Raw genomic sequence first — 12,113 nt, 5'->3', positions numbered from 1 at the left:
ACCGGAGTTAACACTCACGGAAGTTCAGATCACTCCGGCGAGGGCATGTACATGAACTCGATGATGTGCCCATCCGGGTCGGCGAGTTGGCCGCCATACATGCTGGCCTCGTATGGGTTCGGCTCAGCCGGCTTCAGGATGTTGCCGCCGGCCGCCTCGGCCTTGGCCTGAAACTCGTCGACTTCCTCTTTGCTCCCGAGTAGCAGTGCCAGAAGCGCGCTGGTCTTCTGCGGGTCGATCCCGGCCGCGCTCCCCTCCGGCAGAAATGTGCTGAAGAATTCGGTACGCAAGAGCATGATGACGGTGTTCTCATTGAGCACGATGCTGGACGCGTTCTCATCGCTAAACATCATGTTTTGCTCGAAGCCGAGCGCCTTGTAAAACTCGGTGGAGCGCGGCAGATCGGTCACGAGCAGGTTGGGGAAGGTCATTGAAACGGCCATGTGAGCCCACTTTTCTGGTGTCGGTGGCGTGCGCGGAGTGCGCTGCCGATGGCCTAAGCCTATGGCGATTCGCCCGTAGCGGGAAGTGCTCGGCGGTGGTTGTATTGAGTTATGAGCGAAGCTTCGTGGGACGCCGTTGACCGGTATTTCAAGGACACCCTGATTGGTGATCGGGATTTCGCGGGGATTGTGCCGGCGAGTGTTGCCGCGGGGCTCCCTGAGATCGCGGTCTCAGTCACGCAGGGCCGCTTTTTGAACCTGATCTGCCAGATGGTGGGGGCGCGACGGGTTCTGGAATTTGGGACCTTGGGCGGGTATTCGGCCGCTTGGCTGGCCTCCGCCGTGGGGCCTTCGGGCCGCGTGGTGACGCTGGAGTTGGAGCCGCATCATGCCGAGGTCGCGCGGGCGAACCTGGCCGCGGTGGGGTTGGCGGAGCGCGTCGAGGTGCTGGTTGGACCCGCGCTCGAGTCGGTGCAACGCCTGGTCCGCGAGGGCGAGGAGCCCTTTGACCTAGTCTTCATCGACGCCGATAAGCCCAACAACCCGAACTACCTGCGCGAGGCGCTCAAGCTCAGCCACCCCGGAACGGTCATCGTGGTGGACAACGTGGTGCGCTCAGGCGGCGTCGCGGACGCGTCCTCCGAGGATGAGGCCGTGCGCGGCAGCCGCGCGGTTCTTGAGATGCTTGGCTCGGACCCCCGCCTGGAGGCCACGGCGTTGCAAACCGTCGGCGACAAGGGGTGGGATGGCTTTGCCATCGCGCGGGTCACCAATTGATGCACGACGGCGATGCTCGCCTGGGTGCCGCGTGTCGTCTTCCGCCCCCACATCACTCTCGCCGAGTCGACACGTAATCCGCTAATGACGGTGCCTTTAGCGGATTACGTGTCGACTCGGCGTGAAAGGTGACCTATGCGGCGCTGGATCTCGCGGATCGTTTCACCGACTACGCCTTGGGTGAGCAGACCAGGGCCGAGCGGCCCGGACTTGTCGGTTCCGAGTTGGGGTAGCTTTCGAAGCATGTCCCGCTGCTCTTCGGTCAGGTGAGCTAGTTGCCAATCAATTTCACTGTGTTGCAACTCCGGCCTGCCAGGATGCGGTAGTACGACGGCCTTGACCGCATAGCCCGCTGCGCCGAGCGCGTGCGCGCCCATGTGCGCAACTGCGGACGCTTGTCCTATTGCGCGAGCCGCCGCGGCACCGGCGGGCGACCTCGCTTCGCTTGCGACCCGACCTCCGCCAAAGCGTTTGCTGATTTCAGTTGCGGTGTCGGCTTCACCGAAGCTGTAAGCCCTCGTCCGGTCGAGGGCGTCTTGGAGGGCCACCTTTGCGCTATCGCTACCCTCAAAAAGTGGGAACACTCGCTGGGCGCAATCCGCTGCCCACTGTGCAAGGCTTCTCCGTTCGGCGTCGCTCAGCGTTTGTTCGGAAGTCATGGTCTAAGTCTTGCAGCACTAAAATGGTTAGCCAATGGCTGATTCCGAACTTGTGCTCATTGGCCGCCGGTCAAGCGTGGGAAAAAGCGCCGAAGCCTTCGCGCTGCACGAAATTCTCAACGACCGTTTCATGCCCCTTGTTGTCATGGAAGGCGACGCTTTGGACACAGCTTTCCCTTCGCCGTGGCAGCATAGTTTGGCTGAACGAAACCTTGCCGCAATTACCGCGAGTTGGGGTACCGAAGGCTGATTTGCACAAACACCGTATCGGTTCTGGAGGCATCGAAACTCGCTGAGGCGATAGGGGACTCAACGAAAATAACCACAGTCCTCTGAGAAGCGTCTGACACAGTGGCAGAACAGCGACTTTCCCGACGAGAACAGGGAGACAGCCTGCTCGCCCATTTGCAGCACAGCGAAAGAGCCGCACAACTTTTGCGAACGAATGCCCCAGCAACTGCAATTCGAATTAATGCTGATCGACAGACTCCAGTCGAGGTTGCACAGATCGTGTTCGATGTTTTGAACTGGTAACTCGCTGACTCGGTCCTATTCGAGATCGACCGCTCGCGCTGTATGAGTTCGGCTTGGAATGTGGAGACTCTCCCCAGGTGCGGCCCTTGCAACGTCGAGGAGTGCCATCAAGACGCTTGGCTGACTAGCAGCATTGGTGAGGATCTCACGCACTTCCTCTTCCACGGACCGGCGTGGGAGGCGAAACTTCCGTGAGTGTTAGCTCGAGTTAACGCTCACGAAAGTGTCAATGTGAGCGCAATCGGGTGTTTACGGTCACGGAAGTTCGTCGCCTCAAGAAGCCACCGCCCTACACCCTAGACGAGCTTTTCGAAAACCATGGTTGCCTGAATTCGATCACCGCCGCCTAGACCCTTACTACCCGAGGACGAGGTAGTGATGGTGTGAAGCCGATAGCCGAGTTTGGCTTGTTTGTTGATTGCTTTCTCAAGTTCGGTGAGATTTCCGGAGCCGGTGCCCCACAATTTCTCCTTCAAGATCACTTGAAGCACCACATAGCTCATACCCTGTGGAGCCGGACGAGGTTGCCCTCCGGACACAGACTCCGCTTCGACACGATTAATGAATCCGCCAATGCCGCCTTCGCGGGGCTGCTCGGGTTGCACCTGGTCGGTCCATTGCTTGCCGTCCCACCATCTTTTTTGGCCGGTGCCATCGTCGTACCAACCAGCTCCCGCGGTGTCTGCCATGCCGATTCTCCTACAAGTGTTGAGCATTTAGGTAGGAGAAGCCTACTCGGGAACGAGCGCACAGTCAGTAGCCACCCTCGCCAGACGTGCGTCTAACGTCAATAGTTGGAGGCCCAACTTACGCGCGAGTACCACGTACATTGCGTCATACGCCGACAAATTATGTCTCAGCGCAAACACCTCGGGAAGGAGCTTGAGCATGGGCACTTGCTCGATGTCAAGAAATTCGAGCTCCTCGAAGGCTCGACGAGCCTGATCGTCACTGATGTGCCCACCGAGCGACCATCCCCTCACAACGGAGGCCACTTCGGCGGTGAGATGTTGTGGAGCGAAAAGGTCGCCTACTTGTATGAGTCGAGCAATTCGACGTCCGCGCACAGTCCCAAACAGTAACTCTGCGACCACCGATGCATCTAGAACCCAGCCAGTCATTCGGGGCGTTGTTCCGCGAGCACTTTTTCTGCGGGCGGCAGTTCCATTGGTTCACGGCTGGCGATTCGGGCCAGAATTTCCGCACGAGTGGGCCGTGTCGCTAAACGCTCTAGTTCCTTGAGCAGAAAAACGCTCAAAGACTGACCCTCTAGCGCCGCCTTGGCCTTGAGCGCTCGGCTCGTTGCCTCGGGCACGTTTCTCACCTGAATCGTCTTCATGTAATAAGCATATGCCACATGCATTATGCATGCACGCCGTTGCTCTGGCGTGCACACTGTTGGTGAGGCGCGCTGGGGGGTGAGCAACGCCGTCGTACATTGTGTTTTGCGGGACCGAATGCCGGGGCGAGGTGCGCGCTATGCGCTCGGTGAAAAGCGGTGCACGAACGATTTTTGCCATGGGGTTTCGATGGCTTTGGGGTGGTAGTTTTCGCGGACGAATTGGACCGCGCGTTCGGGGGCGATGCCGTCGAGGATTGCGATGCAGGCCAGTGTGGTGCCGGTGCGACCGAGGCCGCCGGTGCAGGCGACTTCCACGCGCTCGGTGGCGGCGCGCTTCCAGAGGTCTTGAATTGCGGCGTCGAACTTTGCCTTATTTTTGGGGAGGCCGAAGTCGGGCCAGTCGAGCACGGCGTGGTCCCATGGGAATGTGGTGCTGGGGCGGGCGAGGTAGAGACCGAAATCGGGTGATTCGCCGTCGGGGATGGCTCGGAGGGATCGGCCGCGGAGGGTGCGGCCCGAGGGAAGGACGAAGAGGCCGGGGGTGGTGTCTGGCCAGGTGATCATGGGTTTAATAATGACATCGAGCCTGCAAAACCCCTCCGCGCATACATCAGCCGGTGCAAGTGCCGCATTACGCTTTCGGGAGACAATCTCGACGGCGTGGCGATCCGTATTCATTCGTTTGATGAGTGGGAAAAGAGTCTTTCGGTCTGGTTTTTGGTAACCGGTTGGACGAGCCGATCCCGTGGCATCGCTCCACACGAAGCCAATGCCGGTGTCATCTCTGCACCACCGTCACGGGCCCCTCGTCAGGTTCCGGGGGCTCGAAGTGATCGATGTAGGCGGCAGCCGTCGCAGCGTCCAGAACGAAATCATCGCCGTGCGCGTGTCCGCGCGCCGCTATCCGCTCCAAGCACGTCGCCCGGTCGGTCGGAAGGTAGATCAGCTCAGCTGTCACGCCGTATGGTTCCACCACGCCCCGCCATTCATCGCGCATGGCGCGCGACCAGAACGAGAAGTCCAGCACGACGTCGCGTCCGTCAACGATGAGGTCCTCCAGCCTGCGTCGAAGCCAGGTTGCAATGTCGCGATGCTCGTCCTCCGCCAACGGCATCTCCCGAATGCCTCGGGCCCAGGCTTCTTGATCGAACGAGAGCCGAACGAACCCCTCCGCCTCCATGCGGCGGGCCACCGTTGACTTGCCAGAGCCGGCCGGCCCGCACATGAAGACGACTCTCACCATGGGCCCTAAGTTACCCTACGTGCGCGGGGTCGCCCGATTTCGTCGGCATGGTCGTGGTGCGAAGCTCGCAGGGCGGCTCTGATGTAGCCCCGACCTCGATGCCCGGGGCCGATCCAGTCCCCCGCGGTCGCAGGGGCCCGGTCGATGTCGCGTAGCCAGAGCCCGATCTGGCCGACGCTGAGGCCAAGCGTCAGCGTCATGGTCACGCGGTTCGCAGCGGCTTGATCGAAGCGATTTGCTCGCCTGCGGCGTCCTCCGCGCGGTCAAGCTCGTAGTGGCCCTGCAGATTGATCCAGAACTCCGCGGACGTCCCGAAATACTTCGCGAGCCGCAATGCGGTGTCCGCTGTGATCCCACGCTTGCCGTGCACAATCTCGTTGATCCGGCGCGGCGGCACTCCGATCGACACGGCGAGCTTGTTCTGCGTGATCCCGAAGCCCTCGATGAAGTCCTCCATGAGAACCTCGCCCGGGTGAATCGGCACGATCTTGTTGGTGGTAGTCAACGATCTCCACCTCCTCCGGTCCGGCGTCCGTCCATACGAAACAGATCCGCCACTGGTCGTTGATCCTGATGCTGTGCTGCCCGGCCCGTTCGCCCCTCAGCGCTTCGAGCCGGTTGCCGGGCGGGATGCGGAGGTCCTCGATGGACTCCGCGGATCCCACCTGACGAAGCTTGCGCAATGCGACCCGATGAATCCGCGGATCGACCGCACGCGCTCTCGACGCCAGAGCCGTTCGGTCTCCTTGCTGCCGAACGATCTGATCACACGACAAGGATATAACGCGTACCGTCAATAACGCTAGACGTTAAATCGGAACTCCACCTCGTATTGTTCTGCGTCCCGAAGCCGGAGGTAGCGGAAGCGACCCTTACTAGGACGACTGTGCCGTGCGCTCCAGATCGGGCGCGATTCCTCGCGCGCAACCGACGCTGGAACGAGAAAAACCCGACCGTGAGCGGCGACCTCGCCTCGGAGTGCTATCTCAGCGCCGTCAAACAGCCTCACAGCAGTGACCGAAGAATCTAAGACCACTAGACCGAGGTGGGTCGCAGAATCATGAAGAACATCGGCGCGCCCACCGGCATCCCATTCGATGGCGGAAACATTGCTATCACCATCGATGCTGACGTCGAGAATAGAGGCCACTTTGGCGTCTACTCGCACGCCCCCCTCATCACTTGACACGTCGTAGCCCCGGTGTCGCGGACTGTGGAGTATCGCGTCAGGGTGGCGTTGGTAGACCGCTTCCGCCACCAACGCCTCGCTGATCGCACCTCTAAAGTGGGCCGTGAGATCCCAATACCCGCCGCTCACTTCTTGCCCCCTGAGGTTAATCCCCTACGGAAATCCACGACACCCCCATCAATATCTTTTGAGAATGGCCAGCGGGAAGCGCTCTATCACATTCGCTGCCAATTCTTCGGTTCGGTTGTCGATGTCGTCAGGGGTCCAAGACTTCCTCGTGGCCAAGTCAGCGTTCAGTGACAGTCCGTTTCGATAGCCGATGCGCCTACCCCTGGAGTCCTGACGGTCACGCTTCTCAGGGAACGACTTGTTGCCGAGGTTGCTGTTATACGCAGTAATGGTGAGGTTGCCGAGCCTATGCTTGTGCTCCTCTTGAACCTGGGCAGCGACCTCCTCGCCTCCGAGCATCTCCTGCCACTCTGCCGGAAGGTTCTCGCCCTGCGGGAGGATGTGTTCGATCGTCCAGACGAAGCGGTTCTTTTCCTGACGCCACAGGTCGACACGCGTCTCCTTGGTCATGGCGTCCTCGGCCAGTGTCGCGAGGACAAACCTAGCGACGTCGCTGTTCTCCTCGTAGATGCGTCCCAGGAGCCGGGTGCGAAACTCTTCGTCGGACACTGAGGCCGCACTCAGCTTCTCCTCGACGATCTCCACCACATCGTCACCTCGGGCATCGCCCACAGCGTCGATGGTCGTCATAAAAAGCTTCGCCAGTGCGTACGTCTGCGGGTATCCTGTGAGGTTGCGTCGAACAAAGAAGCTTGTGAGGCGGTCTACGACAGTCTCGATGTGTGTATCTGTCAGAACCAGATCGGACTGCTTCGATATCAGCCACATGAGAAGCACGTAGGACGGCGCACCCTGGGCGCGCATGAGGCGCTGGAAAGACCGGTCAAGAGTTGTCGGCTGGTCGAGTTCAACGACGCAATTGATTCGACCGTAGATCTTGCTCGCCGCCACCAGCGAATCGACGACGCGTTTGAGACCCTGCTCCAGGAGCTTCTCATAGACGCGGATCAGGTTGGACTTGGTGGCGACCGAGGCGTTTGAGACTTCGGGCAACTCTGACTTGAACGCGTTGTAGTAGTGGCGGAGGAAGCGTTCCTGGGTGGCGTAGCTGTCACCGAGGCTGGTCAGCATGTCGTTCCAGTGCTTGAACGCCTCGTCGACGTCCATGATCTGCTTCTTCTCCGACTCGGCGAGAAGGTGGTTCTTGATCAGGTCCACCGGCGAGAGCGGCATCCCGCGGTTATTCAGGGACTCGAACAGCACGAATGCATCGGCGTGGTTGGCTACCTCAATCTTCACTACCACCGCCCTCATGGCCGCCTCATGCACCCGCCGGGCCGCCTGCGGCTGTGTGATCTCCTCAGTCTCGGCGAGCTTCTGGATTGCGGAGAGGAAGTAGCGGTAGCACTTGGCGATCCTGCGGCTGGGGAAGTATGGCTTCGAGTCTCCCTCCACAGGCAGGCCGGCTTTCTGGAGCACCGTGCGGAAGTCGGAGAGGTTGTGGCCTTGCTTTTGCGGCGTCACCCTCGGCCGCTGGTCGACTTTCCGCACCAACTGTCGGCCGAGGTTGATGACATCCGTTCGTGTGTCGTCGTCGAGATCGTCGAGGTGCTCCTTTAGCACCGAATAGACAGCGGCCAACAACAAGGTGAGCGTCGTCAGTCGCTGCTGCCCATCGATGACTTGCAGGATGTTGCCCTCGAGCGTGTCCGTGGTCTGGTCGAGCGTGATGATGGTGCCCAGGAAGTGCGCACCGTCTGCCTCGATGAGATCTTCGAACAGGTCTTCCCAGTGGGACTTAAACCAGGAGTACTCGCGCTGGTAGGGCGGGATCCGGTATAGCACGTTGCCGTCGTGACTGAACAGCGTGTGCACCGGATATTGGTTGGCAGATTTGATCACCGAGGACCTCCCACCTCACGCACCCATACGTAGCTTACTCCTCCGTCAATGAAGTTGCAGACCCTGGCGTGCAGGTCGCGTGATTCTGTCACTTCTTACCCCTACACGTTGAAGCGGAACTCCACCACATCCCCGTCGCGCATGACGTAATCCTTGCCTTCCATGCGGACCTTACCGGCCGCCTTAGCCGCCGCCATAGACCCAGCCGCAACCAGATCATCGAACGACACAATCTCAGCCTTGATAAACCCACGCTGAAAATCGGTGTGGATGACGCCGGCGGCCTCTGGCGCGGTAGCACCTTGCGGCACCGTCCACGCACGCGACTCCTTGGGCCCGGCGGTTAAATAGGTCTGCAGTCCCAGCGTGTGGAACCCGACGCGCGCCAACTGATCCAGCCCGGACTCGCTCTGCCCGTTCATCTCCAACATCTCGCGAGCTTCCTCTTCGGAAAGCTCCACTAAGTCGGCCTCGAGCTTCGCGTCAAGGAACACGGCGTCCGCAGGCGCTACCAGAGCGCGCAATTCGGTTTGCCGCGCCTCGGAAGCCAGCACCTCGTCGTCGGAATTAAAAACATAAATAAACGGCTTGGCGGTCAGGAGGTTTAGCTCGCGCAAATGCTCCATGTCTACGCCCGCGGAAAACAGGGTTCGCCCGGACTCCAACACCGCCTGCGCCTCGCGCAGCGCGTCCAGTTCAGCGGCCTCCCGCTTCTTGATCTTGACCTCTTTTTCAACGCGTGGGATCGCCTTCTCCAGGGTCTGCATGTCCGCGAGGATCAGCTCGGTGTTAATGGTTTCCATGTCGCTCGCGGGGTCGATACGCCCGTCCACGTGCACCACATCCGGGTCGTCAAACGCGCGCACCACCTGCGCAATCGCCTCCGCCTCGCGAATATTGGCGAGGAACTGATTACCGAGCCCCTCCCCTTCGCTCGCACCCTTCACGATTCCGGCGATGTCCACAAAAGACACGGTCGCCGGCAGGATCCGCTCGCTACCGAAAATCGTCGCGAGTTCGCCAAGGCGCGCATCCGGCAGATTCACCACGCCAACATTCGGCTCGATCGTCGCGAACGGGTAGTTCGCAGCCAGCACGGTTTGGCGCGTAAGCGCGTTGAAAAGGGTCGATTTGCCGACGTTAGGAAGTCCGACGATACCAATAGTTAAAGCCACGAAGATACAGTCTACAAGCCGAAGACAAAGTCAATGTCAGTGCCAGGTGAGACAGTATTCTCATGGACATTTCGACAGTTGTTTTGGCATCTTTAATCGGTATCCTCCTTGGTGCGGTGCTTACTTTTTTTGGGGTACGACGGCGCGTGCTCGCCTTGCGCGATGAGCTCGCCGAAGCGCAACAAGAGATAGTAGATGATCGCGCGGCTCTGGCCGCGGCCGAGGGCGAGTCGAGAATTCTCAACGCAGAAAATCAACGGTTGCATGCCCAGCAGCGCGCCGACGCCAACGTCTTGCAGGCGTTGGCGCCGGTCGCGCAACGCGTCGGCCAAATGCATGAGCAGGTGTCATCTCTAGAAAAGGAACGGCTGAAGCAGTTCACAGAGCTGACCCAACTGCTCCGTCATTCCCAAGACGCCGATCAAGAGTTGTTGCGCACCACCTCAAGCTTGAGGTCCGCGCTCAATAACGACCGTGCACGCGGCACCTGGGGTGAAGTCCAGCTACGCCGCGTAGTGGAATCGGCCGGAATGGTGCGGCACGTGGACTTCACCGAGCAGGTCGCGATGGATGGGCTGGAGCGCGCCGGACGCCCGGACCTCGTCATTCATCTACCGCAGAATAAGAACCTTGTTGTGGACGCCAAAGCGCCCCTAGGTGCTTTCATGACCGCGTCCCGAACGGAGATGACAGAGAAGACTCTCAAGGTGCATGCCGCGGCGTTGAAGTCACACGTTGATACGTTGGCGTCAAAACAGTACTGGGAAATGCTAGGCGACACTCCAGAACTAGTCGTGTGTTTTGTGCCGGCGGAGTCCATTCTTTCGCTCGCGCTGGACGCAGACCCGGGACTCTTCGAATACGCGCTCGGCCGAAACGTGGTTATCGCTTCGCCTAGCAGTCTCCTGGCTATCTTGAAGAGCGTCGCGTTCACCTGGCGGCAGGACACCTTGACCGAGGACGCCCGCGCGATTTTTGCTCTCTCCCAAGAGTTGTACCGCGCGCTGGCCCGTTTGGGCGATCGGGTCGCAAAACTTGGCCGCACCCTGAATACATCCGTGGAGGACTATAACAAGCTCGTCGGCACGCTAGAGGCGACCGTACTTTCCAAGGCGCGCAAGCTCGACGCGAGCAACCCGGACGGACTGCCCAGCGCTCCCACGTCCGAAAAACTGACGCGGCCCCTAGGCGCTCCCGAATTCACCGAGAGCGCCTAAGGGCCGGCTCGGCCGTCCCACACCGAGGTACTGGCAGGGCCACCAAATAAAGTGTGTGGTCGTCCACTTGACGGGCCGAATCTGTGCCGGGGCGGCGGGCCTGTCGCGCCGGAGCCGGGGCGGAAGGTCGTGCCGCCGCTGAGGGGCGGGGCTAAGCCGAGGCGACCATGGGCGCTCCCTTGAACACCGACTCGATCAGCCACTGATACTGGCTCTTGTGCACAGAGATCAGGAGCGAGTTGGTCGCATCTGCCAACTGAATCAGCGCCGCCGAGGGCCCGAGCATCTGAATGGATTCGATGCGCGGGTCATCGAGATCGGCGGAAACCCAGTCGAGATCGCCCGCGCTGAGGCTCGCCAGCGCGGCGAAGTCGTCATCCGCGAGTGCGGTTCTCACCTGCTCTGCTAACCCCTCGACCTCTCGGACCACCAGCGGGATCACGCGATTTGCACGTTGTGAGTCCTCAGCCAACACCTTAATTTCGTCGCCAAGCCGGTCAATCGAGGGAGCATACTTCGCCACGATCTGCGCGGCATTCACGAGGTGAAAGTCGGGACCGTAAGCGTCCCTCGGAATCACAATGTTGATGCCGCTGCTGGTCAAGCGCAGTCCAATAAAGGAAAGCACACTGTGCAACTGGTTATAGGACTGTCCCCCGCCGTGCCCACCATAAGAGATGATCGCGGCCGGTTTTCCTTCCCATTCGGCGTAGAGATAGTCAATGGCATTCTTGAGCGAGGCCGGATAACCGCCGTTGTACTGCGGGGTCAAGAAGATGACCGCGTCTGCCCCACGAACTCGGTCCGCCCATTGCCGTGTGTGCTCCTGCTGGTAATTCCCCATTGCCGGCATGCGCGGTTCATCCAGGAACGGCAAAGCAAGGTCGGCCAGGTCAACCACGTCTACCTCCACTCCATCTTTTGTGGCCAGCTCGGCAGCAATGGACTCGGCCAATTGTGCGCCAATGCGTACCGGCCGCACGCTACCAATCACCAGAAGAATTTTCGTGCTCATACGTCCTCACTTTGGTCAAAGAGCGGGGCTCGTCCGTCCCGCTTGCCGCACTGCTCGCGGCATCACGCAGAGAACGCGAGGCGAAAGACTTTTCTTCCCGCGCACCCTCTCCAACACGCCCGCCTCCGGACCATAACCTCCGCGATCCGCCGCAACCGTCCCAGACCCGCCAGGAGGCGCGCCGAGTCGGCAGATAATCCGCTAATGACCGGGGCGGTTTCAAGGGGCTAGTGCAACACGGTTTGCTTGTATTTGTTGTTCCAGTTTGACGGTTGCGCTGAGGTAATCGTGCATTCGGCGGGGTCGGATGTTGATGAGGTGTTCCGTGTTCGCGATGTCCTCGTCGCTAATGTTGTTGAAGTTGGTGCCTTTGGGGTAGAAGTCGCGGATGAGCCCGTTCGTGTTCTCGTTGCTCGGGCGCTGCCAGGGCGAGTGCGGGTCGCAGAAGTACACTTTGCAACCGGTATCGATGGTGAATTGTGCGTGGTGAGCCATTTCTTGGCCTTGGTCCCAGGTGATCGCATTCGTGGACGCTTTCTCCGGGAGCG

17 protein-coding genes and 1 pseudogene are annotated in these 12,113 nt (G+C 60.2%); 4 read left to right on the top strand and 14 right to left on the bottom strand.

Features of this window, described 5'->3' with window-relative positions; genetic code table 11:
- Window positions 1-29: 29 nt before the first annotated feature.
- On the bottom strand, window positions 30-443 hold the full coding sequence (locus tag O148_RS0113490) for a VOC family protein (RefSeq protein WP_035746245.1): 414 nt from the start codon (window positions 441-443) through the stop codon (window positions 30-32).
- Between the two features lie 111 nt (window positions 444-554).
- Between O148_RS0113490 and O148_RS0113485 the strand changes: the two genes are divergently transcribed.
- Window positions 555-1,220 carry an O-methyltransferase gene (locus O148_RS0113485; RefSeq protein ID WP_026531343.1) on the top strand — a complete coding sequence of 222 codons (666 nt, stop codon included), beginning with the start codon at window positions 555-557 and terminating at the stop codon, window positions 1,218-1,220.
- A gap of 104 nt (window positions 1,221-1,324) precedes the next feature.
- On the opposite strand, the gene O148_RS0113480 is transcribed toward O148_RS0113485, so the two are convergent.
- Window positions 1,325-1,879, bottom strand: coding sequence for a putative immunity protein (locus O148_RS0113480; protein ID WP_051620228.1), 555 nt, complete (start codon window positions 1,877-1,879; stop codon window positions 1,325-1,327).
- A gap of 34 nt (window positions 1,880-1,913) precedes the next feature.
- On the opposite strand from O148_RS0113480, the gene O148_RS18140 reads away from it, so the two are divergent.
- Window positions 1,914-2,129 (top strand): hypothetical protein, encoded by a 216-nt coding sequence (locus O148_RS18140; protein WP_240470874.1) that lies wholly within the window; start codon window positions 1,914-1,916, stop codon window positions 2,127-2,129.
- Window positions 2,130-2,709: 580 nt separating this feature from the next.
- On the opposite strand, the gene O148_RS0113470 is transcribed toward O148_RS18140, so the two are convergent.
- The 8 genes and pseudogenes from O148_RS0113470 to O148_RS18295 all read right to left on the bottom strand — a co-directional run.
- Window positions 2,710-3,102: a DUF2510 domain-containing protein gene (locus O148_RS0113470; protein WP_075204381.1), complete on the bottom strand. Its 393-nt coding sequence runs from the start codon at window positions 3,100-3,102 to the stop codon at window positions 2,710-2,712.
- Between the two features lie 42 nt (window positions 3,103-3,144).
- Window positions 3,145-3,534 carry a type II toxin-antitoxin system VapC family toxin gene (locus tag O148_RS0113465; protein WP_026531340.1) on the bottom strand — a complete coding sequence of 130 codons (390 nt, stop codon included), beginning with the start codon at window positions 3,532-3,534 and terminating at the stop codon, window positions 3,145-3,147.
- The gene (locus tag O148_RS0113460) at window positions 3,531-3,752 is read right to left on the bottom strand and encodes a FitA-like ribbon-helix-helix domain-containing protein (RefSeq protein ID WP_026531339.1); all 222 of its coding nucleotides are present in this window, start codon (window positions 3,750-3,752) and stop codon (window positions 3,531-3,533) included. The genes O148_RS0113465 and O148_RS0113460 overlap by 4 nt, the downstream gene beginning before the upstream one ends.
- A gap of 138 nt (window positions 3,753-3,890) precedes the next feature.
- Entirely contained in the window at window positions 3,891-4,319 is a 429-nt protein-coding gene (locus O148_RS0113455; RefSeq protein ID WP_026531338.1) for a phosphatase domain-containing protein, read from the bottom strand.
- A 214-nt stretch (window positions 4,320-4,533) separates the two neighbouring features.
- Window positions 4,534-4,998 carry a P-loop nucleotide/nucleoside kinase family protein gene (locus tag O148_RS0113450; RefSeq protein ID WP_026531337.1) on the bottom strand — a complete coding sequence of 155 codons (465 nt, stop codon included), beginning with the start codon at window positions 4,996-4,998 and terminating at the stop codon, window positions 4,534-4,536.
- A gap of 5 nt (window positions 4,999-5,003) precedes the next feature.
- Entirely contained in the window at window positions 5,004-5,198 is a 195-nt protein-coding gene (locus tag O148_RS18290; RefSeq protein ID WP_420805800.1) for a GNAT family N-acetyltransferase, read from the bottom strand.
- Window positions 5,199-5,200: 2 nt separating this feature from the next.
- Window positions 5,201-5,503, bottom strand: a complete 303-nt coding sequence (locus tag O148_RS0113445; RefSeq protein ID WP_026531336.1) for a HigA family addiction module antitoxin — start codon at window positions 5,501-5,503, stop codon at window positions 5,201-5,203.
- A gap of 49 nt (window positions 5,504-5,552) precedes the next feature.
- Window positions 5,553-5,663 (bottom strand): annotated as a pseudogene (locus tag O148_RS18295) (type II toxin-antitoxin system RelE/ParE family toxin); the annotation flags it as partial.
- A gap of 395 nt (window positions 5,664-6,058) precedes the next feature.
- On the opposite strand from O148_RS18295, the gene O148_RS18205 reads away from it, so the two are divergent.
- Window positions 6,059-6,184, top strand: a complete 126-nt coding sequence (locus tag O148_RS18205; RefSeq protein ID WP_276203074.1) for a hypothetical protein — start codon at window positions 6,059-6,061, stop codon at window positions 6,182-6,184.
- A 180-nt stretch (window positions 6,185-6,364) separates the two neighbouring features.
- On the opposite strand, the gene O148_RS0113430 is transcribed toward O148_RS18205, so the two are convergent.
- Complete coding sequence (locus O148_RS0113430; RefSeq protein ID WP_026531333.1) at window positions 6,365-8,158, bottom strand: DUF262 domain-containing protein; 1,794 nt, start codon at window positions 8,156-8,158, stop codon at window positions 6,365-6,367.
- 101 nt (window positions 8,159-8,259) lie between these two features.
- On the bottom strand, window positions 8,260-9,333 hold the full coding sequence (ychF, locus tag O148_RS0113425) for a redox-regulated ATPase YchF (protein WP_026531332.1): 1,074 nt from the start codon (window positions 9,331-9,333) through the stop codon (window positions 8,260-8,262).
- A 62-nt stretch (window positions 9,334-9,395) separates the two neighbouring features.
- On the opposite strand from ychF, the gene O148_RS0113420 reads away from it, so the two are divergent.
- Window positions 9,396-10,550: a DNA recombination protein RmuC gene (locus O148_RS0113420; RefSeq protein WP_026531331.1), complete on the top strand. Its 1,155-nt coding sequence runs from the start codon at window positions 9,396-9,398 to the stop codon at window positions 10,548-10,550.
- A 151-nt stretch (window positions 10,551-10,701) separates the two neighbouring features.
- Here the strand turns inward: O148_RS0113420 and O148_RS17455 are convergent, their stop codons facing one another.
- Window positions 10,702-11,565 carry an NADPH-dependent FMN reductase gene (locus O148_RS17455; protein ID WP_075204380.1) on the bottom strand — a complete coding sequence of 288 codons (864 nt, stop codon included), beginning with the start codon at window positions 11,563-11,565 and terminating at the stop codon, window positions 10,702-10,704.
- 219 nt (window positions 11,566-11,784) lie between these two features.
- Window positions 11,785-12,113: IS30 family transposase (locus O148_RS0113410; protein WP_026531330.1), on the bottom strand; the 329-nt coding region annotated here is incomplete at its 5' end.

This window comes from Haematomicrobium sanguinis DSM 21259 (genome assembly GCF_000688395.1).
Lineage (GTDB): Bacteria > Actinomycetota > Actinomycetes > Actinomycetales > Micrococcaceae > Haematomicrobium > Haematomicrobium sanguinis.
Note: the sequence above shows the minus strand (reverse complement) of the source record. Positions and strands in the feature narration are given on the sequence as shown.

Excerpts from the sequence above, each read along its gene's own strand:
- O148_RS0113490 (WP_035746245.1), bottom strand. The coding sequence starts at position 443 with ATGGCCGTTTCAATGACCTTCCCCAACCTGCTCGTGACCGATCTGCCG.
- O148_RS0113485 (WP_026531343.1), top strand. The coding sequence starts at position 555 with ATGAGCGAAGCTTCGTGGGACGCCGTTGACCGGTATTTCAAGGACACC.
- O148_RS0113480 (WP_051620228.1), bottom strand. The coding sequence starts at position 1,879 with ATGACTTCCGAACAAACGCTGAGCGACGCCGAACGGAGAAGCCTTGCA.
- O148_RS18140 (WP_240470874.1), top strand. The coding sequence starts at position 1,914 with ATGGCTGATTCCGAACTTGTGCTCATTGGCCGCCGGTCAAGCGTGGGA.
- O148_RS0113470 (WP_075204381.1), bottom strand. The coding sequence starts at position 3,102 with ATGGCAGACACCGCGGGAGCTGGTTGGTACGACGATGGCACCGGCCAA.
- O148_RS0113465 (WP_026531340.1), bottom strand. The coding sequence starts at position 3,534 with ATGACTGGCTGGGTTCTAGATGCATCGGTGGTCGCAGAGTTACTGTTT.
- O148_RS0113460 (WP_026531339.1), bottom strand. The coding sequence starts at position 3,752 with ATGAAGACGATTCAGGTGAGAAACGTGCCCGAGGCAACGAGCCGAGCG.
- O148_RS0113455 (WP_026531338.1), bottom strand. The coding sequence starts at position 4,319 with ATGATCACCTGGCCAGACACCACCCCCGGCCTCTTCGTCCTTCCCTCG.
- O148_RS0113450 (WP_026531337.1), bottom strand. The coding sequence starts at position 4,998 with ATGGTGAGAGTCGTCTTCATGTGCGGGCCGGCCGGCTCTGGCAAGTCA.
- O148_RS18290 (WP_420805800.1), bottom strand. The coding sequence starts at position 5,198 with ATGACGCTGACGCTTGGCCTCAGCGTCGGCCAGATCGGGCTCTGGCTA.
- O148_RS18205 (WP_276203074.1), top strand. The coding sequence starts at position 6,059 with ATGAAGAACATCGGCGCGCCCACCGGCATCCCATTCGATGGCGGAAAC.
- O148_RS0113420 (WP_026531331.1), top strand. The coding sequence starts at position 9,396 with ATGGACATTTCGACAGTTGTTTTGGCATCTTTAATCGGTATCCTCCTT.
- O148_RS17455 (WP_075204380.1), bottom strand. The coding sequence starts at position 11,565 with ATGAGCACGAAAATTCTTCTGGTGATTGGTAGCGTGCGGCCGGTACGC.